The organism is Microbacterium sp. W4I20, from assembly GCF_030816505.1.
Lineage (GTDB): Bacteria > Actinomycetota > Actinomycetes > Actinomycetales > Microbacteriaceae > Microbacterium.
Genome location: NZ_JAUSYB010000001.1, coordinates 2,628,032 through 2,649,045, shown reverse-complemented (window position 1 = coordinate 2,649,045; position 21,014 = coordinate 2,628,032). Strand labels below are relative to the sequence as shown.

The following is a 21,014-nucleotide window of genomic DNA, read 5'->3' as shown; positions in this document are numbered from 1 at the left end:
GCAGTGCTTTCTCGTCCGCTCAGCAGAACTCGGCGGACCCGCCCCATCCGCCGACCCACGCCTCGACGCGGGGATCGGAGCGGAGGAGATGGATGCCGGTGGCCTCGACGTGCGCTGTCTCGAAGCCCTCGTCCGACCCCCATCGTTCGGCCCGGCGCACGGCACGGCGCGACCGCAGCATCCCCAGCGAGGCGCCGTCGGCATCCCGAAGGTGCACGATGCCGACATCGCCCGCGCCGAGACCTGCGACGCAGTCCGTGATCCACGGTGTCGCGAGCACGACGATCGGATGCTCGAGTTCCCAGATCACGCGGGCGTCGGGTTCGGCCCCATAGGCGATGCGGGGGTCGTCGGCCGGCCCGGTCTCGCCCGCATCGAGGACGATCCTGGCCCGGGGGAAGGCCGCGAGCAGCGAATCGACCGCGACGAACAGGGCTGCCGGTGGGTGCGAGCCGCGCAACCGTATGACGAGGTCGGGCTCGGCCGACAGGATGCCCCTCGGCGCCGATCCGGCGACGGGGATCGAGGAGACGAGCCGCAGGGTCCTGGGCATTCGCGCGGTCGAGACCCGAGCCGTCACGCTCGGCCCACTCGGGTCCGTCGTGCCACGCCACCGCGCTCGGGACATGGGCGAGCACCGCACCCACCTGCCACAGGCGATGCGCCCACTCCCAGTCCTCGCCGCCGTAGGTCGTGAACGATTCGTCGAAGCCTCCGGTCTCTTGGAAGAGGCTCCGCGAGCACGCCATCACTGCGCCGATGACGAACCGGTAGGACCGGTCGTCGGCGTCGCGCAAATTGCGGCTGCGCGCATACTCGTCAGCGAGCCAGCCCGGCTCCGGCAGTTCGCGGCCCGCCACCGCGTCGACCACCGGCACCTCCGGGTCGATGCCCGCGAGATCAGCGTGCCGCCGGCGACCCACCGTGAGGCAGTCGGGATGGAGCGCGGGGAGCCGGGTGAGCGCACGCACGTAGCCGGGCTCGGGGGCGGTGTCGGCATCGAGGAAGCACAGGATCTCGCCGCTGCTGGCGCGCACACCCCGGTTGCGCACCGCGGCAAGGCGGAAGCCGCGGTCCTCCTGGCGCGTCAGGATCACGCCGTCCGGTACGGAGACCTCCCCCGGCGAGCCGTCGTCGGCGACGACGACCTCGAGCAGCTCCTGGGGGTAGTCCTGCACGGACAGCGCGTGCAGAGTGCGGGCGAGCTCAGTGGGCTGGTCGTAGTGCGCGACGATCACGGACACCCGCGGGAGGACGTCGGGCTCGATCCCGTCGAGCGCGTCCCAGCCGTTGCCCACGACCCGCGGATGCTGCGTCACCGGTTCAGGCCTTCCCACCAGCGCACGTACGACTCGGCGACCTCGGGCCACGACATCGGCAGCTGCGTCAGACCGTGCCAGGTGGACTCGGGCCGGTCGAGGGCAGCGCGGAGTGCGGGTGCGAGGTCGAGCTCGTCGACCGTGCGCAGCGTGCCGGGGCGCAGCTCCGCCATCTCGTCGATGTACCGGTTGCGCACGGCGACCGGTCGGCGGCCCCAGCCGATCCACGAGGCCAGAGAGCCGGATGCCGACACGTGCCGGTGCGCGAAGACGGGTACCGAGACCGCCTGGCCGCGTCGGGCGATCTCTTCGTCGTCGAGCCAGCCGGTCACCTCCACGCCGACCCCGAGGGCGCCGGCCCGGCGGACGAAGGCCTCGAGGTCGGCTGCATGGCCGTCGGAGGCTCGGCCGAGCACCGTCATCCGCGTGATGCCGGCCGCCGCCGCCGCCTGCGCCGCCTCGTCGTGTCCCTTGCCGGGGTAGAAGTAGCCCAGCACGCCGACGGAACCATCCCCTCGGACGGGCTGCACATCCGGCATCGCTCCCGACATGATCGCGACAGGGAGGGGGATGCGGGTGGCCGGACCCGTCCACACCCGCTCCTCGACGAGCAGTGCGCGTTCGTGCTGGCTGTTGACCACCACTCCCCGCGCGGCAGCGGCAACGGCCGCATACGCCGCCCGCCGACGAGGCAGGTTCCGCTCGCCGTCCGATGCCTGCGGGAGGTCGTGCAGGGTCACGCTGATCGGCCGACGCGCCGCAAGGGCGACGAAGACCCGCGCGGCCTCCTCCGGCGAATCGCCCCACAGCCGATCCGTGAAGTGCGCGTGCACGGCGGCGCCGTCGGCCGCCGCATCCAGGTCGACGGGCTCGATCGTGCGGATCGAGGGGTCCACCGCACGCACCGCGGTGGCCACCTCGCGCGCATACACCGCCACCCCGTGGCTGCCGGGGTGCACGAGCAGCAGCGGCACCTCCGTCATGCCGCGCTCCAGACAGCCAGGAGAGGAGCGAGACGCTCGGTGGCGGCGGCGACGAATTCGGGGTGGGCGGCGTACCACTCCGTGTGAGCGGCACGCACCTCCGCGTCATCGATCACGGCGCCGTCGACGAGCCAGTGCGCGCGCGGCTCGTCGGGCAGCGACCAGGCCTCGACGACCTCGGGAGAGAGCGGCGCCTGCACGGCATCGAGGAGAGGGCGGCCCGGGTCGGTCGGCTCCCCGCCGAAGTCGAGGGCCTCGAGCACACGTGCGCCGAGGGGCAGCCACACGGCATTGCCGGGATGGTTGACGGTGCGCGCATGGTCGGCCGTGACCGAGTCGAACAGGTCCGACACCGGCACGTCGGCCTTCTGCTCGCGGATGCGGAGGGTGTCGATCGAGGCGCGCCCGACTGTGCGGACGGCCTCGGGGTTCAGGGCGGCGGCGACCGGGATCCCCGCGGCAGCCGCGAGGGTGCGCACGTCGTGATACGCCACGACCGGCGGGTCCCCCTCGACGCCGGGCACGCGGATGGCGGCCTGGAACGGATGCAGTCCGGCGAAGCGCACGGGCGGGACGGTCAGCATCCGAGCGTCGGTGGCGGCGGCGATCTGCGTGGTCCCCAGCGGCAGGTCGCGGTAGTCGTCGCGGATGGGCTGGCTCACCACGATCTGCGCCGCTCGAACGACCTCGTGCAGTCGCGCGGTCTCCGCGGCATCCATCTCGAAGACCGGCGGGACGCGGATGAAACGGTGCTCGGGAGAGTCGATGACCAGACGCAGCGACTCCGCCTGGCAGTTGCCGAGGATGACCCCGAAGCGTTCGGGAAGAGGCGTATGGCCGAAGAACTCCGAGTAGTGCCGCTCACGCGCTAGCACCGCCGGGGCCTTCGGCGCAACGCCCGTGCGGGAATCGGGGCTGTGGCTCATCGTATGAACGTATACCTCTGAATAATTTTCTCTTCCCCCCTTGCATCGCAGCGGCTCCAGCATCGTGGCACGCGCTTTCATCGCATTCCGTCACGTTCAGGAGAACCGCATCCTCACGACACTCGACCCCATCCGGGTCGCCTCCATCCCGGCCGCCCACCCCTATGTGCGCGCCATCACCGACTCGCAGCGGGTGCGGGTGCTGCCCGACCCGCCCGTCCCCGGAGCACCCGCGGCGCAATGGTGGCCCCCCGTGGCTCTCACGGCAGAGTGGCTCGGCGCACACGCGGCGGACTACGACGTTCTGCACGTGCACTTCGGTCTCGAGTCGTTCTCGCCCGACGAGCTGCGCGAGGCTCTGGACGCCGCACGACGGGCCGGCCGACCGGTGGTGTACACCGTGCACGACCTCGACAACCCGCAGCTGGTGGACCAGGCGCCCTACCGGGCCCTGCTCGATGTGATCGTGCCCGCCGCGGATCACCTCCTCACGCTCACAGCCGGCACCGCGGCCGAGATCGAGCGCAGCTGGGGCCGCCGCAGCCGTGTGCTCCCGCACCCGACGTTGCTCGAGCACGCCGTCGCGTCACCCGGCTCGGGCGACGGGAGCATCCGCATCGGCATCCACCTGCGCGATCTGCGCCCCAACATCGACGCCGAGGGCGCCGTCCACGCCGCCGCCGGCGCGGTCGCCCTGCTCGCCGACGAGGGACTCGCGGCCGAGGTGGACGTGCTCATGAACGAGCGGGTCCGCAGCGATGAGACCGCCGCGCGAGTGGTCGCAGCCGCCGACGCGCATCCTGCCGTGCGGGTGCGGCGCGTCCCGCACCTGAGTGACGCGGAGATCGAGGAGTGGCTCGGCGGTCTCGACCTCTTCGTCCTGCCCTACCACCACGGGACGCATTCGGGCTGGGTCGAGCTCTGCTACGACCTGGGTGTGCCGGTGGCCGGGACCGATGTCGGACACATCAAGGCGCAGCATCCGTCGGACTTCGCCGTCATCGACACCGCCGACGCGCGCACACTCGCCGCTGCCGTGCGACAGGTCGCGGATGCCCGACGCACCACGCAGCGTCCTGCACTGGTCGAACGACGTCGCCGGGAACGGCTGGCCGAACGGACCGAGGTGCGCGCGGCGCACGCCGAGCTGTACGCCACTGCGTGCGCCGGGGTCCGCGCGTGAGCGCGGTCGAGCGGCTGCGCATCCTGGTCGTCGCTCCGGAGCGGCATGCCCTGCGTCAGCCTCATGCCGGGGGCCTGGAGACCGTGGTCTGGAACCGGGTGCGCTGGCTGCGCCGGCAGGGCCATGACGTGCAGCTCTGTGCGGCCGAGGGTTCGGATTTCCTCGATGCGGACACCACCCTGCACCTTCCCCGTCCGCGCTGGCAGCGTGCGCGCGACTCCTCCGACACCGACTTCCCCGAGGGACATCGCCGGGTCCTGACCGACGCCTTCGATCGCGTGCGCGACTGGCTGGATGCGCCCGAGACACGAGTCGACGTCGTGGACAACCACAGCCTGCACGGCGATCCGATCCTGTGGAGCCGCGACATCGGGGTGCCGGTGGTCACGACGCTGCACACTCCGCCGCTGTCCGACATCGTGATCGCGTCGAACGCGCTCGAAGGATCGTCGCCGCACCGCTTCCTCGCCGTCAGCCAGTACACCGCGCGCGCCTGGTCCGCCGAGGGTGTGGACGCGTTCGTCTTCCCCAACGGCGTCGACTCGGAGCAATGGCGCCTGGGCGCGGGCGGCGAGGGCTGGGTGTGGTTCGGTCGGATCATCCCCGAGAAGGCGCCCCACCTCGCCATCCTCGCCGCCCGTCGCGCCGGCGCGCGCCTCAAGCTGGCCGGCCGCATCGGAGACGCCGCCTACTTCGCCCGCGAGGTCGAGCCGCTGCTCGGTGGCGGCATCGAGTACGTCGGGGCGCTGCATCACACCGAACTCTGCGACCTCGTCGGTGCGGCATCGGTCGCGCTGGTGACCCCGGTCTGGTCGGAACCCTTCGGACTCGTGATGGCCGAGGCCCTGATGACCGGTACGCCGGTCGCCGCCTTCGACTCCGGCGGCACGAGCGAGGTCCTCGCCGGAATGCCGGGCACCGCGATCGTGCCCGCCGGCGACGTCGACGCGCTCGCCCATGCCGCGACGGCTCTCGCCCGCCATTCGCGTACGGGTCTCACCCGGCCGCAGGTGCGTGCGGCCGCGACGTCGCGGTACTCGCTCGAACGTCAGCATCGCGAGGTCGAACGCGTCCTCTCCGTCTCCGCCCAGAGCGTCTTCGCGACGTCCGATGTCGTCGAGGCGGTGCGCGCATGATCGGCTGGTACGTGCACGACCACGGGTGGGGACACGTCACTCGGATGCAGGCGATCCGCCCGCATCTCGACGACGAGGTGACGGTGTTCTCGACCCTGCCGGAGCCCGCGGCACTCGTCGCCGGCACGACCTGGGTGCAGTTGCCCTCGGATGCGGAGCCGGTGGTCGGGACGGACGGGATCACCCGCGAGGCCCACGAACTCGGCGACGTGACGGCCGGCGGCGCGCTGCACTGGGCGCCCATCGGGCACCCCGGACACCAGGAGCGTCTGGCCGTGATCGCGGAGTGGATCACGCGGAAGCCCCTCTCGGCCTTCGTGGTCGACGTGAGCGTCGAGGTCACGATCCTCACGCGCCTGATGGGCGTGCCGACGGTCACCCTCGCGCAGCCGGGAGAGCGCACCGATGCCCCGCACCGGCTCGGCTACGACCTCGCCGACCGCATCCTGGCGCCCTGGGCGACGGGCACCATCGAATCGTCGGCACTGGTCGAACGGATCGATCGCGTGCGCCACGTCGGGGCGATCTCTCGCTACGACGGCCGTCCGCGGCCCGTCGATCCGTCTCGCGATTCGGAGGAACGGCGGGTCCTGTTCCTGAGCCGCACGCTCGATGCCGCACGCCTCGCACGGGTGACCGCGCTGCTGGAGGCCGACGGCTGGGTGGTCGAGACCGCCGGGGCAGGTGTCGACGATCGCGTCGACGATGTCTGGCCGCTGCTGTGTCGCGCCACGGTCGTGGTGAGTGCGGCCGGTCAGAACGGCATCGCCGACCTCGCCGCCGCCGACGCCCGCGCGGTGGTCCTCCCGCAAGAGCGCCCGTTCGGCGAACAGGAAGCCACCGCGCGGGTGTTGGCCGCGCAGGGGTATGCGCTGACCGCCCCGGCCGAGGTCTCACCCGAGGAACTCCTCGATCTGGTCCGTCGTGCCGCCGCGACGATGCCCCGGTGGGACGGATGGCGCGTCGCCGGCGCGGCTGCCCGCGCGGCGGCCGTCATCGAGGAGGTGGTGGCATGAGCGTTCGCGTCGCCGTCATCACTCCGGCATCCATCGATCGTCTGGCGCACCTGCACCGGCAGCGTCGCTTCCTCCGCGAGGCGCAGACCGCCGGCCTCGAGATCGTGCGCATCGAGGCGTGGCTGGACGAGGAGATGCCTCCCGCCCCTCCGGGTGTGCAGACGGTGCACGTGCCACCGGGGCCGCACGGCATGCGGGTCGGCGCGGCCCGGAACGCCGCCGCCAGGGTCGCGGTCGAGCACGATGTCGACCTGCTGGTGTTCCTCGACGTGGACTGCCTGTCCGGGTCGGCGCTGCTCGCGAGGTACCTCGACGCCGCGCGGGACCACCCGGACGACCTGCTCTGCGGGCCGGTGACCTACCTCGAGAGCGTCCAGCGCCCCGCGACGCTCGACGATCTCGATGCGCTCACCCGGCCGCACCCGGTGCGTCCGCTGCCCCAAGACGGAACGGTCGTCGAGGCCACCGACCGCGAGTTCGACCTGTTCTGGTCGCTGTCGTTCGCGGTCACGCCCGCGACCTGGGCGCGCCTCGGCGGTTTCGACGAGCGGTACGAAGGGTACGGGGCCGAGGACACCGATCTCGGCCGAAGGGCCCGTTCGCTCGGCATCCGGCTGCAGTGGGTGGGCGGCGCGCATGCCTATCACCAGTGGCATCCCGCGGGATCACCACCGTGGCGTCATCTGGACGACATCCTGCGCAACGGCGCGCTCTTCGCCGAGCGCTGGGGCGAGTGGCCGATGGGCGGCTGGATCGATGCCTTCGTGGATGCCGGAGCCGTCGAGGCATACGGCGACGGGTATCGACGCGTACCATCAGCCTGATCTCTCTCACAGCAGCCGACGGGAACACCATGGCCCACAAGAGCCGGAAGAAGCAGAAGGCATCGCGCCTCGACAAGCAGCGGTATGAGGAGGAGCTGCGGCGCCTCCAGATCGAGCTGGTCACCATGCAGCAGTGGGTCATCGCAGCCGACGCGCGCGTGCTCGTCCTGTTCGAGGGTCGGGATGCCGCGGGCAAGGGTGGCGCCATCAAACGGGTGATGCAGTACCTCAACCCGCGGCACGCCCGGGTGGTCGCGCTGCCCCAACCCTCCGAACGGGAGAGGGGGCAGTGGTACTTCCAGCGGTACATCGAGCACCTCCCCACCCAGGGCGAGATCGTGCTGATGGATCGCTCCTGGTACAACCGCGCCGGGGTCGAGAGAGTGATGGGCTACTGCACCGACGAGGAGTACGACCGTTTCCTCGAGCAGGTCCCCGTCGTCGAGCAGATGCTCGTCGATGACGGCATCATCCTGGTCAAGTACTGGTACTCCGTGTCTGACACCGAGCAGGAGAAGCGGTTCCGCTCGCGCCTGAACGACCCGATGCGGCGCTGGAAGCTCTCCGACATGGACCTGCAGTCCATCACGCGCTGGGAGGACTACTCGCAGGCGAAGGACGCGATGTTCGAGGTCACCGACCGCGAGCGCACGCCCTGGTGGTCGATCGACAGCGACGACAAGCGCTCAGCGCGGATCAACACGATCAGCCACCTCCTCAGTCAGATCCCGTACCGCCGGCTCGAGCCGGAGAAGGTCCACTTCCCCGAACGTCCCGCGGCCGCCGAAAAGCCTCGGCCACCGATCGACGATCTCCGATTCGTTCCCGACCATGCGGCGACGCTGTAGCAGGCTCTCGGCGGCAGGACTTGTCGCGGTGATCGTCGCGACTGGTCTGGTCGCCTGCGCGCCAGCGTCGAACCGCTGTTTGCCGGCTCAGCTGGACGCATCGCCCGCATCGGTGGCTCCCGGAGGGAGTGTGACGATCGCCAGCGGGCCCGCGAAATGCGACCTCGCGTATGGCAACGACGCGGCCTACTCGATCGTCCTCATCGCGGATTCGGGGGAACGGTCGGACCCGGCCTCCGTCTCCGTGGGCGAAGACGGATCGTTCTCTGCAGAGCTCCCCGTTCCCGAATCATTCCCGGGAGGCAACGCCTCCGCCGTAGTCGCCGGAAGCCCCTACGACGACTGCACGGATGACACGGCATCCTGCGCCATATCCGCGGTCGACTTCACCGTCGAAAACGGAGATGACGTCCCGTAGAACTGCATCGGTGCAGGTCGGGTAATATGACTCAGACGTCATATTCGGGAGGTGTCACATGAATTCCAGCGCTGTCCTCGTGCGAGCCGCCCGCAAAAGCCGAGGCCTGACCCAGCGCCAGCTCGCTGAGCGAGTCGACGTCGATCAGGGTCGCATATCGCGATACGAAGCGGGCGCGGAGGTCGAGTTCGGAACGATCGCGCGGCTGCTGGGCGGCAGCGGTCATCGTCTGTACTCGGCACCCACGCGAAGAGACGATGCCGCGACGATCGCTTCGGCGATTCGAACCCATCTTCGGCTCGGCGACAAGCAGAGCGCGCTCCGCGAGCTCATCCAGCTCAGTGACAACCTTCTCTCCGAACACGGTCTCGTCCGGGGGATCCTCTGCCTCGCCGAGCCGGAGTCGACGGGGGATTCAGCCTGGGATGCTGCACTCGCGGCGCTCGTCGACCTCCGACTCGGCGAAGAAGGACTGCCTGCACCCGCTTGGGTGCTCGCGCCGAACCGCAGCCTCTCGTCACCTCAGACCCTGGAAGTGGATCCCGCCGATCCGATTCCGTCGGCCGCGGACGTCCCTGCGGAATTTCTTGATCGAGGCGTCCTCGTCTGGCGCGACACCCTGGCCAGCATCTGATGGCTGACTCCCTCGACTACAGCGCCGCCGCGAGGAGTCGCGCATACTCCTCGATGGCGTCGGCGTCAGCCGCCCCGCCCGGCTCGAAGGGCAACTCCAGTCGGTCCTTGCTCTTGTCCCGATAGCGGGGAATGACGTGCAGGTGGAAGTGGAAGACTGTCTGCCAGCCGACGGAACCGCAGCAGTTGAGCAGGTTCACGCCCTCCGACCCGAGTCCGCTGTACATGGCCTTCGCAATCCGCTGGGCGGCCAGGGTGGTGGCCACCAGATCCTCGGCCGGGACGCTGAGAAGGTCGGCGCTGTGCTGCTTCGGGATGACGAGCAGATGCCCGTCCGATCCGGGATCGATGTCCATGAAGGCCAGCGTCGTCTCGTCTTCCGCGACCTTGGCGCACGGCATCCGCCCGGCGACGATCTCGCAGAACACGCAGGTGTCGTCGAGTGCATCCTGGGCAGCGCTGTGACTCATGGCCTCATGATGCCCCACCTGCCCCGGGGCGTCCTCAAGGCCGACGGGGCGCCGCGTCAGTTCAGGACGGCCGGAACCTCAGCCCAGATCGCGCGGTCCTCGACCGAGGGTGCGACCGGGATGCGGCCTGCGCCGTCGGGCTCCGGGATCGCGGCGAGCAGCGCGCGGGTGTACGGATGCTGCGGCGCAGCCCACACCTGATCGGTCGGACCCGACTCCAGCACCCGGCCGGCGAACATCACGAAGGTACGGTCGGCGATGCGCCGGACCACGGCGAGGTCGTGCGAGATGAACAGCATCCCGGCCCCCGACTCGGCGACGAGGTCGCGCATGAGCGCCGCGACGCTGGTCTGGGTCGAGGCATCGAGCGCCGAGATCGGCTCGTCGGCCACCAGCAGCGAGGGCCGCGCAGCGAGGGCGCGGGCGATGGCGATGCGCTGCTTCTGCCCGCCGGAGAACTGGTGCGGGAACCGCGATGCGACCTGCGTGGGCAGGCCGACGCGCTCGAGCCACTCCTCGACGGTCGATCCCTCGGCGCCGCGCGCGCGGGCGGTCGCGATGCCGTCGGCGATCTGCTCCCCGACCCGGCGACGCGGGTTCAGCGAGGTCGACGGATCCTGGAACACCATCTGGATGCCGGTCAGCGCAGTCGCACGGCGACGGATGCCGAGCGGCGACACGGGCGCGTCACGGAACAGCACCGTGCCGGCCGCGGTCTTCTCGATGCCGACGACGGCGCGGGCGAGACTCGACTTGCCGCTGCCGGACTCGCCGACGAGCGCGACGGTCTCCCCCGGCGCCACGCGGAGCGACACCCCGTCCACAGCGATCACGGGCGGATTGCCGGGGTAGCGCACGACCACGTCCTGCGCGTCGAGGACGGCGACCTCACTCATCAGCATCCCCTTCGTCTGCGATCTTCGAACCGGGGAGTGCGGCGAGCAGCGTGCGCGTGTACTCGTGCTGCGGGTCGCGGAACAGCGTCTCGCGGTCGGCGAGCTCGACGATGCGACCGTCCTTCATCACGGCGACCTCGTCGGCGATCGCGCTCATGACGCCGAGGTCATGCGTGACGAGCAGCACGGCCAGGTTGCGATCGATCGCGAGGTCGCGGAGCAGCTGCAGGATGCCGGCCTGCACGGTCACGTCGAGCGCGGTGGTCGGCTCGTCGGCCAGCAGCACCTCGGGGTCGCACGCCAGGGCGCAGGCGATCGCGATGCGCTGGCGCTGTCCTCCGGAGAACTGGTGCGGGTAGCGCTTCAACGCCTCCGCCGGGTTCGGCACCTGCACGGTCTCGAGCAGTTCGACGGCTCGGGCCCGAGCGGCCGCGCCCTTGAGCCCGAGGTGCACGCGCATGTGATCGGTGAGCTGGCGGCCGACCGGCAGCTGCGGATGCAGCGACGCCGACGGGTCCTGGAACACCATGGCGATCCGCTTGCCGCGCACGCGGTTGAGAGCCCGGCGGCCGAGACCGATCAGTTCCTCCCCCGCGAGCGTGATCGATCCGCCGGTGCGGGCCTGTCGCGGAAGCAGACCGAGCACGGCGAGCGAGGTGAGCGTCTTGCCCGACCCCGACTCCCCGGCGAGGCCGTGGATGCGACCGGGCAGGAGCTCGAGCGAGACGCCGCGGACGAGCGGACGCCCGATGTCGATCGTCAGATCGCGGATGCTGAGCGTCGCGTCTCGCGTCGCGACGGTGCGGGCGCTCATGCCAGCACCCCCGCCGAGGCCTGGTGCTCGTCCTTCTTCTCATGCACGACCTCGGCGGTCGGGTCGAGCACGTCGCGCATCGCGTCGCCGAGGAAGTTGAACGCCAGCACCACTGTGAGGATCGCGAGGCCGGGGAAGACCCCGAGCCACCACGCGTCGAAGTTCTGCATCGCGCCGGAGATCATCGAGCCCCACTCCGCGGTCGGCGGCTGGGCGCCGAGACCGAGGAAGGAGAGGCCGGAGAGCAGGAGGATCGCGGCGCCGATGTCGAGCGTCGCCAGCACCAGCACGGGGCCCGCGATGTTCGGGAGGATGTCGACGAAGAGCGTGCGCAGCGGCGAGTGGCCGAGCAGGCGCCCGGCGATCACGTAGTTCTGGCCGCGCAGGCCGAGCACGATGCTGCGGGTCACGCGGGAGTACTGCGGCCACGACACCACGATCGCTGCGATCACCGCGTTGAAGAGGGACGGGCCGAGGGAGGCCGCGACCACCATGGCGAGGATCACGGTCGGGAACGCCATGAAGAGGTCGGTGATGCGCATGAGCGCCTCATCGAGCCATCCGCCGAAGTACCCGGCGAGCGCGCCGATCACGGTGCCGATGATCATCGCGGCGATCACGAGCATCAGCGCGAGCGGGAGGCTCACGGTCGCGCCGGTCATCAGCCGCGAGAAGATATCGCGGCCGTTGCCGTCGGTGCCGAGGAGGGTGTCGATGCCCGGCGGCTGCAGGCGGGGCAGCACCTGGGCGTTCGGGCCGAACGGCACCCACCACTGCGCGGTAAAGGCGACGATGATCCAGGCGCCGGCGATGACGGTGCCGATGATGCCGAGGGGCGTGCGCCAGGCGCGCGGCCAGCGGAAGCGGAAGCGGCCGGCCGGGGTGGCGGCGGCGATGCGGCTCATGCGATCCTCACTCTCGGGTCGAGGACGCCGTAGAGCAGATCGACGACGAAGTTGATGAGGAGGTAGATGACTCCCACCACGAGTCCGACGCCCATGATGCCGGGGAGGTCGAGGTTCGCGGCCGAGTTGTAGGCGTAGGTGCCCAGGCCCGGCCACGCGAAGACCGATTCGACGAGCACCGTGCCGGAGAGCAGCGACCCGAACGCGACGCCGACGATCGTGAGGATCGGCAGGGAGGCGCCGCGGAGCACGTAGTCGAGGATGACGCGCATGGCCGGGAGCCCCTTCGACCGAGCCGCGCGCACGTAGTCGCTCCCGAGCACCTCGAGCACCGAGGTGCGGATGAACCGGGTCAGCAGGCCGATCGTCACGAGCGAGAGCACCAGCACCGGCAGGGCGAGGTGCGCGAGAGCGTCGAAGAAGCCGACGCCGTCGCCGTTCAGCAGGTAGTCGACCGTGTAGAGGCCCGTGATCCGCGGCGGCGGCGTGATCGACGGCGAGATGCGTCCCGAGCCGGGCGCGATGCGCAGCTCGAGGAAGAAGACGTAGAAGCTGACGAGCGCCAGCCAGAAGGTCGGCACGCTGAGTCCGACCAGCGTCACGACCCGGATCACCTGGTCGGTGACGAGACCGCGGCGGTAGGCCGCGAGGGTGCCGAGCACGATGCTGACCGCGAGGCTCAGGATGATCGCGCCGATCGCGATCTCGATGGTCGCGGGCACCGCGGTGGCGAGATCGCTGGCGACCGGACGACCGGTCACCAGCGACGTGCCGAGGTCCCCGCGGAGCAGGTTCCCCATGTAGATGAAGTACTGGACGAACAGCGGCTGGTCGAGTCCGTTGGCCTTGATGAAGGCTTCGCGGGTCGCGGGATTCTGCGATGCGCCCTCACCGAGCGCGGCCGAGACCGGGTCTCCCGGCACCAGGTTGGTGAGCGCGAACGTGACGATCGTCACGCCCACCAACAGGAGCAGGGAGGTGCCGGCCCGCCGCAGCAGGTACCCGATCAGAGGAGACCTGCGCCGTTGCGCCTGTCTCTGCACCGCCACCGTCGTCATGAGAGTTCCGTTCAGCCGGCCGGGGCGATCTCGGCGATGTCCATCTCCCAGACGGAGTTGTACACGGCGCCTTCGACGTCACCCGCCGTGGCGATGTTGCGCCCGGGAACGATGAGCGGCACGAAGGGGCCTTCGGCCTGCATGGCCTCGGCGAACGCGGTGAAGGCGTCGGTGCGCGTGGCCTCATCCGTCGCGCTGGCTGCGCCTGCGGCGATCCCGGCGATCTCCGGGTTGGCCTCGGCAGCCCAGCCGGCGCGGAGGCCGACCTTCAGGCCGGGCGCGAACGGCAGGAAGTTCGCCGAGTCGGCGTAGTCGGGACCCCAGAACCACAGGCCGAAGCCCTCGGTGCCGTTGACGTAGGCGTCGAGCTCGGTCGCGAACGGCGCGGGGGCCAGCTCGACCGTGATGCCGGCATCCTCGAGCTGCGCCTGGATGCGCTCGGCGAGCGGGGTGAACTCCACGCCGCCGACCGGGTAGTCGTTCGGGAACTGCAGCTTCAGCGTCTGGCCCGTGTAGCCGGCCTCCTCGAGCGCGGCCTTGGCCTTGTCGAGGTCCTGCTCCACGCCGCCGTCGAGTGCGCCCTCGAATCCGGGCGGGATGACACCGGTCGCCTGTACGGCGCCGGCACCCGCGAGTTCGAGCAGCGCGTCGTAGTCGAGCGAATAGCGGATCGCCTCGGCGATCTTCACGTTCGCGAGCTCACCGGCGACGGCATCCGCCTGGTTCAGCAGCAGGAAGATCGTCTGCCCCGACGGGACGGACTCGACCGTGAGGTCATCGCCGAGACCGGCGACCTGGTCGCCGTTCAGGTCCATCGCGACCATCGAGTCGCCGCCCTTGAGGTTGGCGAGCTGGGTGGCGCTCTCCGAGACGTTGCGCACGACGACGCGCTTGTAGTCGGACTCCTCGTCGCCGTTGTACTCGTCGTTCTTCGTCAGCACGACCTGCGAGCTGAGGTCGAGGGTGTCGAGCACGAACGGACCGGAGCCCGCGGACTCGCCGTCGAGGAACTTCTGCGCCGAGTCGGTGCCGTCGGTCGTGCCGCCGTTCTCGATCACGACGTCGGAGTTCACGATGCCGAGTGCCGGGTTCGCGAGGATCGCGGGCAGCTGCAGCAGCGGGGTCTCGGACGTGAACGAGATCGTCTTGTCGTCGACCTCGGCGATGGTGAGGCCGCCGAGGAGGAAGTTCGGCTTGGCCTCGGTCATGCCCTGGATGCGCTGGAGGGTGAAGACGACGTCCTTCGCCTCGATCGGCGTGCCGTCGGAGAAGACGCGGTCGCCCTCGAGCGTGAACGTGAACTCGGTCGCGGCGTCGTTCTGCTCCCACGAGGCGAGGCCGGGGACCGGGGTCGAGACGTCGGAGCCCTCGAAGTCGACGAGCGTCTCGTAGAGCGCCTTCGCGATCATGTTGCCGGTCGGGTCGTAGGTGTGACCCGGGTCGGCCGTCTCGATCGAGAACGCGGTGTCGATGACGAGCGAGTCGGTGCCGGAGGACTGCCCGCCGTTGCCGGCCGAGTTCCCTCCCGAGCAGCCTGCGAGCGCCAGGAGCGCGACGGCTCCGAACGCGAGGACCGGCGTGATGCGGCGTGACGACATGAGGGCCTCCAAGGGCGAGGAGTACATTCGGGTGAGTCGCCACCGATGTGGACGACCGGGGATCAGATTCGCATCATATGCGACGATGTGTCCAGCGAGTGTGCGTCCCACTGACACGCTCTGTCCAGAAGGTGCGATGTGAGGAGCAATATGTCCAGCAAGGATGCGGAACAGTCGCGGCATACTGGACGAAGTGCTGCTCCTCTGGACGAGACGGCGTACAGAATCCTCGATGTGCTGCGTGATAACGGTCGCGTCTCGATCGCCGCGCTGGCCGACAAGGTGGGCATTTCGAGGGCGAATGCGTACACCCGCGTCGAGTCGCTCGTGCACGACGGCGTCATCACCGGGTTCAGCGCGAGGGTCGATCAGGCCAAGGCCGGACTCTCCATCGGAGCCCTGGTCTTCGTGACCGTGCTGCCGCAGGCGTGGGCCTCTTTCCGCGAGCGCGTGCTCGAGATGCCCGACGTCGAATGGTGCGCGATCACCACCGGTGAGCACGATGCGATGCTGCTGATCCGCGCGGTCGACGTCAGCGGAGTGCACGAGTTCTCGACCGGAGTCATCGCTCAATTGCCCGAGGTACGCACCGTCGTCAGCGTCGTGGTGCTCGACGAGGTCATCCGCCGCCCATACCTGCTGCCGGGCGACCTGCCGGAGCGCAGCCTCGAAGTGCCGCTCGGAATGACCCGCTGGACGCCGGCCTCCCCCGGCCGCGACACGCTCCCGCCCCGCTGACGCGTCGCGTCAGACGCCGGCGATCTCCTCGCACACGCTGAGCTGGGGCAGGCCGTGCATCTCGTAGTGCTCGACGAGGCGGATGCGGCCGTCATCCGTGAGCTCGAGTTCGCTCTCGCCGTCGCCTGTCACGACCGACCCGTCTGCAACCAGCACGTGCACGAACGACACCCAGATCGTGTCGCCGGTGCGGGTACCCACGAACTTTCCGAAGGTCACGGTGTCGCCCTCGTACCCGCCCCAGATCGCGCCGTCGCGCTCGAAGTACTCGAACACGCTGGGGGATCCGGGGTCGACCGCGGAGGTCGTCGACGACACCATCCGGAATCGGCGGCCGTCGAGGGAAGGAAGCGTCGCAGTGGCAGTCACCCCTCGATTATGGGGGATGCCCTCGGACGCGCCCGATTCACCGGACCGGCGGAGCCCCCTCCCTCACTCGAGGTCGAGCGAGAGCAGGCCGGGCAGGTGCGAGGTCTGAGCGCGCACCGCGAGCAGCAGGTCGCCGTACTCCGGGGTGATCGCGACGCGCGGCGACTCCAGCAGATGCGTGGTCCTCTTGCCTCCGGCGCGCTCGAAGCGGATGCGCTTGACGGGATAGGCCGGCGGCGTCATCCAGATGCGGGTGAGCTGGGCGTACGGGTGATCCGCATCGTCGATGCGGATGCTGTGCGCGCTCACGGTCACGTGCGCCGGGATCGAGCGAACAACCCGTCGCCGTTGCACCGCGCCGATGGTGAAGCCGATGGCGCCGAGCGCGGCCATCGGTGCGACCAGGATCAGGGCCGAGAGCTCACTGTCGAGGAATCCGGGGATCGCGGCCAGCGCCGCAGCACCGAGGGTCACGACGACGAACGCGACTGCCGCGCCGGTGAGCCGGGCGGCCAGTCGTCGTTCCGCCGTCGCATCGACCTGGAACGACGACGGCAGGTGCGCACGCGCCCGGGCCGCCTCGACCGGATCGGCCGCCGGAGGCTGAGCGATCGGGTTGAGCTCCGCGACGAGTTCGCTGAACATGGTGCGGGTGTACCCGGGCAGTTCGACGGTGATCTCGCGGTCGCCGCTGTAGACGACGAGCGCCCGGGTGGTCCCGCTGGGCAGGCCGTTGGTGCGATGCTCGGTGACCTTCGATCGGAACGCGGTCGTCGCCCGCGGAAAGGTCTCGCGGCTTCCGGCGCGCCCGATCTCGACGGTGTCCGGGCGGACGATGACGCGGATGTCACGGAACCAGAAGAACCCGGCGAACACCGCGATCGTCAGCGCGACAGCCACGACGAGCACGATCATGCCGCGCGTCGACGTCGGCATCAGGCGCGGGAGGAACTGCGGGAGGATGAACAGCGCCGCCGCCGACAGGACCGCGGAGAGCACGATCGCTCCCACGGCGGAACGAAGCGGATGCCGGCGGAAGACCCGCTCCGCGGGGGCGATCTGGGCGTCATTCACCATGCCGGTGCTCCTCTGAAACCGTGGACCGGCTGCGGTCCGCCTCTTACCGTAATGCCGGTACGCGGTCGCGTCACGCGCGATTTCAGCTGCCCCGGATGCCGCGGTCGCGCCGAGAGCTACGGCGGTCGCCCCGGCGGGTACCGTGGTCGCATGGAGTGGATCGCAGACCCCGGCGTCGGTGCATGGCTGCGCGACCGCCTCGAGCCGGAGCACTCGACCATGCACGGGGTGGTTCCGCACGGCTTCCCCGCCTACGCGCGGGTGTTCCATCCGGCGAGCGCGCGCTCCCTGCCCGACCGGCCGGTGCCGACGTCGGAGGAGTGGGAGCGGATGCCGGAGGCCGAGCGCGCGCGCCTCATCGAGCAGGTCGTCGATGTGCCGGCCACCTGGGCCGAGACCGCGGCAGCGTTCGGCACGACCATGCATCCGCTGGCGCAGTGGCAGCGCATCGTCCGCACGCCCGTCGACGGCGACTGGCGCACCCGCATCGCCCCCGACGGGCGCGAGTTCACCGCGCCGATGGAGGGCGCTCTCGACCCGGACGTGCTCTCCCGGATCGCTGCGCATCTCATGGCCGGCACGAGCACTCCGGATGCCGGCTTCGCCGCCGTCTGGGAGGGTTTCGGCGGGCTGCTCGGCTTCGTCGGCCACTCGCCGTCCCGGGTCTTCGTGACGTTCTCCGACGATCCGAACCACCAGGCGATGCTGGATCGCAGCACGCACGACCCGTTCAACAACGTGTTCCGCAAGCCGACCTGGCAGGAGGGGATCCTGTCGCGCGAGATCTCCGAGGGGCCGAGACTCTCACTCCTCGACCGCGACTACGTGGTGTTCTCGGCACCGCCCCGAGCGTTCGCCGACCCGGACTGGGTGCTGCAGGTGCCGTGGCGCGATCTCCCGGCGGAGGAGCACGGCTTCGCTCCGCAGGCGCAGAGCCCGAACCTGCTCTGGCCGGAGGACCGCGCCTGGGTGATGGTCTCCGAGATCGACTTCGACTCGACGATCGTGGCGGGCTCCGACGAGCTCGTCCAGGCGCTGTGCGCGGATGAACGCCTCGAGGCGATGCCGATCCCGGAGGGCGCGATGCTGACCTGGGATGCGGACAGGGTGAACACATGACCGCGCCCCAGCCTCAGCCCTCGATGACCTTCGACGCCCGCCCGCTCACCGATCCGGTCGATGCGTCCGCCGTCCGCGCCTTCGCCGCGGAGGTGCGCTCCCGGCAGACGGTGGGGGCCTCGGCATCCACCATCATCGGCATCGTGGCGGTCTGCTTCGCCGGCGTCGTGATGCTCCCGATCTTCGTCACGGTGATCCTCAGCCTCGCTGCGAGCACCGGCTCCCCCGTGTCGGCCGCCATCCCGCTGGTGCTCGTCGCGCTGGTGCTGGTCGGGATCGTCGTGATGATCTGGTTCGGGGTGCGCAATGCCCAGGCCACGCGCTACCGGCTGAGCCGCTTCGCCCAGGCCAACGGCATGACGTACGAGGCGAAGATCGCCGACCCTCCGCTCCCCGGCATGATCTTCAGCCTCGGCCGCTCGCGGCAGTCCACCGACATCGTCCGCGGCACCCGGCCCCGGTTCGTCGAGTTCGGCAACTACCAGTACACGGTGCAGTCGGGGAAGAACTCCACGACCTATCGCTGGGGCTACGTCGCAGTGAAGCTCGACGTGCCGCTGCCGAACATCGTGCTCGACGCGACCGGCAACAACGGTTTCGGATCGAACCTCCCGGCGGCGTTCCAGAAGGAGCAGCGACTCTCACTCGAGGGTGACTTCGACCAGCACTTCACCCTGTACTGCCCCGAGGGCTATGAGCGCGACGCGCTGTACCTGTTCACGCCCGACATCATGGCCCGGTTCATCGACAACGCGGCTCAGCTCGACGTCGAGATCGTCGACGACTGGCTGTTCCTGTACACGCAGCGCAAGGTGTCGACGCTCGACCCCGCCACCTGGGCGTGGCTGTTCGGTGCGGTGGGCGCGCTGCTGACGAAGTTCGATCAGTGGGCGCGGTGGCGCGACGAGCGGCTGCTCGCAGAGAACGCGGATGCCGTGGCGGCAGCATCCGCTCTGCCTGGATCGATGAACGCGCAGTTGCCGTTCGCTCCGCCCGTCGGTCTGCTCACTCCTCCTCCGGGCGTCGCGCCGCAGGGGCGACGCCTCAAGCGGAGTGGCACCTGGCTGCCGATCGTGGTCGTGATCGGCTTCGTCATCTTCTGGTTCTGGAGCCGGCTGAACTGAGAGTCAGAGGCGGAGAGAGTGTGGGGGTGGGTGTCGGCTGGGGACCGAACTTCCCACCCCATCCCCCCTCGGGATCGAAAGAAGATCGACTCTCCCTCCGCAGGACGGCAGTGCCGTCCGCGCCTGCGGTCAGCTGGGGACTGACGCTGCTCGGCGCATACGTGAATGGTATACCGGAGGACGTTGCAACCGGTTGCGTACATGCGCCGGAATGCGCTTGCGCGGAGAGGCGCTCGGCGATCAGGCGCGCACCCACCGCGCCGCGAGCGATTCGAGTACCGCGTCGAGCGAACTCCAGGCATCCGACGACCGCATCGCCGAACCGATCCGCTGGGCGTTGGCACGATAGGTCCGGTCGCTGAGCACGAGGTCGACGGCCTGGCGCACGCGCAACGAGCTCGGTGTGTTCGAGCGCAGATTGACGCCGGCCCCCGACCAGCCGATGCGCGCGGCGACCTCGACCTTGTCCTCGGTCTGCCCGGCCACCACCAGCGGCACCCCGTGCGTGAGCGCCTGTTGCACTCCCCCGAATCCTCCGTTGGTGACGAGCACGTCGGTCCGGGGCAGCAGCAGGTCGTACGGCAGGTACTCGGCGACGCGCACGTTGGCGGGCAGGTCGCCGGACAGCGCCTCGACAGGACGGCCGCCGGTGGAGACGACGACCAGGGCGTCGGACTCCGCGAGCCCGTGAATGGTCGGCTGCACGAGCTGCCCGAAGTCGGAGTTCGCGATGGTGCCCTGGGTGACGTGCACCACGGGCCGGGTTCCGTCGAGGTCGCCCCACCACTCGGGGACCTGGGCGTTCGACCGCGGAGCGGGAAGCGGCCCCGCGAAGTGCACGGTCGCGGGGAGATCGGATCGCGGATACTCGAACTCCGGCACCGAGAACTGCACGTAGGCGTCGGCGCGGCCCGCCCAGTCGAGCACGAAGCCGCCGAGCCCGGTGCCGATCGCGCGTTCGGCCATCGCGTCGGCTTCGCGCTGCACACCGCCGAAGATCATCCGCTCGGCCACGAGGCGCAGAGCAGCGTTGCGCAGCCGGCCGATCGGTCCCCGCATCGGCGGCACACCGAGACCGAAGGGCGCGGCATCCTTGCTGCGGACGCCGAGCGGGAAGATCCCGAGCGCGACGACGGGCGGGCGCTCGCGCTCCGGCAGCAGCTGCAGCAGCGCGCCCCCGACGAACAGCGGTTCGGTGAGCACGGCGTCGATGCGGCGGCCGGCCAGCTCGCGGCGCACCGCCTCGAGTTGCGCGGCGCCAGGGCGGATGAAGAGGTTGCTCATGTCGAAACGCAGCGCTGCCGGTCCTTTCAGGCCGACGCGCTCGGGGAACGCGCCGTCGGCATCGTCGAGGTCGACGTCGGCATCGGCGGGCAGCGCGACGAAGCGTGCGCCGACCGCGATCACCCGCTCGGCATAGCGCTCGCTGGTGAGGAAGCTCACCCCGTGCCCGGCTTCGAGCAGATGGCCCGCGATCTGCAGGAGGGGCATGACGTGACCGTGCGCGGGTGTGCAGGTGATGAGGTACTCGGACATGGTTGTTCTTTCCGTAAGATTGAA

Annotated in this window: 22 protein-coding genes and 1 pseudogene; 10 read left to right on the top strand and 13 right to left on the bottom strand. The window is 70.1% G+C overall.

Annotated features, from left to right (window positions below):
• Positions 1-19: 19 nt before the first annotated feature.
• The 4 genes and pseudogenes from QFZ21_RS12905 to QFZ21_RS12890 form a co-directional block, all read right to left on the bottom strand.
• Positions 20-553: a hypothetical protein gene (locus QFZ21_RS12905; RefSeq protein ID WP_307381388.1), complete on the bottom strand. Its 534-nt coding sequence runs from the start codon at positions 551-553 to the stop codon at positions 20-22.
• Between the two features lie 103 nt (positions 554-656).
• A pseudogene (locus tag QFZ21_RS12900) lies at positions 657-1,238 on the bottom strand (glycosyltransferase); the annotation flags it as partial.
• Between the two features lie 77 nt (positions 1,239-1,315).
• Complete coding sequence (locus tag QFZ21_RS12895; protein WP_307378429.1) at positions 1,316-2,302, bottom strand: hypothetical protein; 987 nt, start codon at positions 2,300-2,302, stop codon at positions 1,316-1,318.
• Positions 2,299-3,228 (bottom strand): WcbI family polysaccharide biosynthesis putative acetyltransferase, encoded by a 930-nt coding sequence (locus QFZ21_RS12890; protein WP_307378427.1) that lies wholly within the window; start codon positions 3,226-3,228, stop codon positions 2,299-2,301. The genes QFZ21_RS12895 and QFZ21_RS12890 overlap by 4 nt, the downstream gene beginning before the upstream one ends.
• Positions 3,229-3,292: 64 nt before the next feature.
• Between QFZ21_RS12890 and QFZ21_RS12885 the strand changes: the two genes are divergently transcribed.
• The 7 genes from QFZ21_RS12885 (at position 3,293) to QFZ21_RS12855 (ending at position 9,287) form a co-directional block, all read left to right on the top strand.
• Positions 3,293-4,411: a glycosyltransferase gene (locus tag QFZ21_RS12885; protein WP_307378424.1), complete on the top strand. Its 1,119-nt coding sequence runs from the start codon at positions 3,293-3,295 to the stop codon at positions 4,409-4,411.
• Positions 4,408-5,547 (top strand): glycosyltransferase, encoded by a 1,140-nt coding sequence (locus QFZ21_RS12880; protein ID WP_307378422.1) that lies wholly within the window; start codon positions 4,408-4,410, stop codon positions 5,545-5,547. The genes QFZ21_RS12885 and QFZ21_RS12880 overlap by 4 nt, the downstream gene beginning before the upstream one ends.
• Complete coding sequence (locus tag QFZ21_RS12875; RefSeq protein ID WP_307378419.1) at positions 5,544-6,563, top strand: glycosyltransferase; 1,020 nt, start codon at positions 5,544-5,546, stop codon at positions 6,561-6,563. The genes QFZ21_RS12880 and QFZ21_RS12875 overlap by 4 nt, the downstream gene beginning before the upstream one ends.
• On the top strand, positions 6,560-7,387 hold the full coding sequence (locus QFZ21_RS12870; RefSeq protein WP_307378417.1) for a galactosyltransferase-related protein: 828 nt from the start codon (positions 6,560-6,562) through the stop codon (positions 7,385-7,387). The genes QFZ21_RS12875 and QFZ21_RS12870 overlap by 4 nt, the downstream gene beginning before the upstream one ends.
• A 29-nt stretch (positions 7,388-7,416) precedes the next feature.
• Positions 7,417-8,235 carry a polyphosphate kinase 2 gene (ppk2, locus tag QFZ21_RS12865; protein WP_307378415.1) on the top strand — a complete coding sequence of 273 codons (819 nt, stop codon included), beginning with the start codon at positions 7,417-7,419 and terminating at the stop codon, positions 8,233-8,235.
• 130 nt (positions 8,236-8,365) lie between these two features.
• On the top strand, positions 8,366-8,653 hold the full coding sequence (locus tag QFZ21_RS12860) for a hypothetical protein (RefSeq protein ID WP_307378413.1): 288 nt from the start codon (positions 8,366-8,368) through the stop codon (positions 8,651-8,653).
• A 58-nt stretch (positions 8,654-8,711) separates the two neighbouring features.
• Complete coding sequence (locus QFZ21_RS12855) at positions 8,712-9,287, top strand: helix-turn-helix transcriptional regulator (protein ID WP_307378410.1); 576 nt, start codon at positions 8,712-8,714, stop codon at positions 9,285-9,287.
• A 16-nt stretch (positions 9,288-9,303) separates the two neighbouring features.
• Here QFZ21_RS12855 and QFZ21_RS12850 read toward each other — a convergent pair whose 3' ends face one another.
• From QFZ21_RS12850 to QFZ21_RS12825, 6 genes are read right to left on the bottom strand one after another with little or no spacing between them, the layout of a single operon-like run.
• Complete coding sequence (locus QFZ21_RS12850) at positions 9,304-9,756, bottom strand: HIT family protein (RefSeq protein ID WP_307378407.1); 453 nt, start codon at positions 9,754-9,756, stop codon at positions 9,304-9,306.
• A gap of 56 nt (positions 9,757-9,812) precedes the next feature.
• The gene (locus QFZ21_RS12845) at positions 9,813-10,652 is read right to left on the bottom strand and encodes an ABC transporter ATP-binding protein (protein WP_307378406.1); all 840 of its coding nucleotides are present in this window, start codon (positions 10,650-10,652) and stop codon (positions 9,813-9,815) included.
• On the bottom strand, positions 10,645-11,466 hold the full coding sequence (locus QFZ21_RS12840; protein ID WP_307378404.1) for an ABC transporter ATP-binding protein: 822 nt from the start codon (positions 11,464-11,466) through the stop codon (positions 10,645-10,647). Before QFZ21_RS12840 ends, QFZ21_RS12845 begins: the two co-directional genes overlap by 8 nt.
• Positions 11,463-12,371 carry an ABC transporter permease gene (locus tag QFZ21_RS12835; protein ID WP_307378403.1) on the bottom strand — a complete coding sequence of 303 codons (909 nt, stop codon included), beginning with the start codon at positions 12,369-12,371 and terminating at the stop codon, positions 11,463-11,465. The genes QFZ21_RS12840 and QFZ21_RS12835 overlap by 4 nt, the downstream gene beginning before the upstream one ends.
• The gene (locus QFZ21_RS12830) at positions 12,368-13,429 is read right to left on the bottom strand and encodes an ABC transporter permease (RefSeq protein WP_307378402.1); all 1,062 of its coding nucleotides are present in this window, start codon (positions 13,427-13,429) and stop codon (positions 12,368-12,370) included. Before QFZ21_RS12830 ends, QFZ21_RS12835 begins: the two co-directional genes overlap by 4 nt.
• Before the next feature lie 11 nt (positions 13,430-13,440).
• Positions 13,441-15,027, bottom strand: coding sequence for an ABC transporter substrate-binding protein (locus QFZ21_RS12825; RefSeq protein WP_307378401.1), 1,587 nt, complete (start codon positions 15,025-15,027; stop codon positions 13,441-13,443).
• Between the two features lie 150 nt (positions 15,028-15,177).
• On the opposite strand from QFZ21_RS12825, the gene QFZ21_RS12820 reads away from it, so the two are divergent.
• Entirely contained in the window at positions 15,178-15,765 is a 588-nt protein-coding gene (locus tag QFZ21_RS12820; protein ID WP_307378399.1) for an Lrp/AsnC family transcriptional regulator, read from the top strand.
• Positions 15,766-15,774: 9 nt separating this feature from the next.
• Here the strand turns inward: QFZ21_RS12820 and QFZ21_RS12815 are convergent, their stop codons facing one another.
• Both QFZ21_RS12815 and QFZ21_RS12810 read right to left on the bottom strand, forming a co-directional pair.
• The gene (locus QFZ21_RS12815; protein WP_307378397.1) at positions 15,775-16,134 is read right to left on the bottom strand and encodes a hypothetical protein; all 360 of its coding nucleotides are present in this window, start codon (positions 16,132-16,134) and stop codon (positions 15,775-15,777) included.
• 63 nt (positions 16,135-16,197) lie between these two features.
• Complete coding sequence (locus tag QFZ21_RS12810; RefSeq protein WP_307378395.1) at positions 16,198-17,211, bottom strand: hypothetical protein; 1,014 nt, start codon at positions 17,209-17,211, stop codon at positions 16,198-16,200.
• A 150-nt stretch (positions 17,212-17,361) separates the two neighbouring features.
• Here QFZ21_RS12810 and QFZ21_RS12805 point away from each other — a divergent pair, with 150 nt between their 5' ends.
• A complete protein-coding gene (locus QFZ21_RS12805; protein ID WP_307378393.1) occupies positions 17,362-18,330 on the top strand; it encodes a hypothetical protein in 969 nt (322 codons plus the stop codon).
• Complete coding sequence (locus tag QFZ21_RS12800; RefSeq protein WP_307378391.1) at positions 18,327-19,454, top strand: hypothetical protein; 1,128 nt, start codon at positions 18,327-18,329, stop codon at positions 19,452-19,454. The genes QFZ21_RS12805 and QFZ21_RS12800 overlap by 4 nt, the downstream gene beginning before the upstream one ends.
• Positions 19,455-19,694: 240 nt before the next feature.
• Here QFZ21_RS12800 and QFZ21_RS12795 read toward each other — a convergent pair whose 3' ends face one another.
• The gene (locus tag QFZ21_RS12795) at positions 19,695-20,990 is read right to left on the bottom strand and encodes a glycosyltransferase (RefSeq protein WP_307378388.1); all 1,296 of its coding nucleotides are present in this window, start codon (positions 20,988-20,990) and stop codon (positions 19,695-19,697) included.
• Positions 20,991-21,014: the final 24 nt, after the last annotated feature.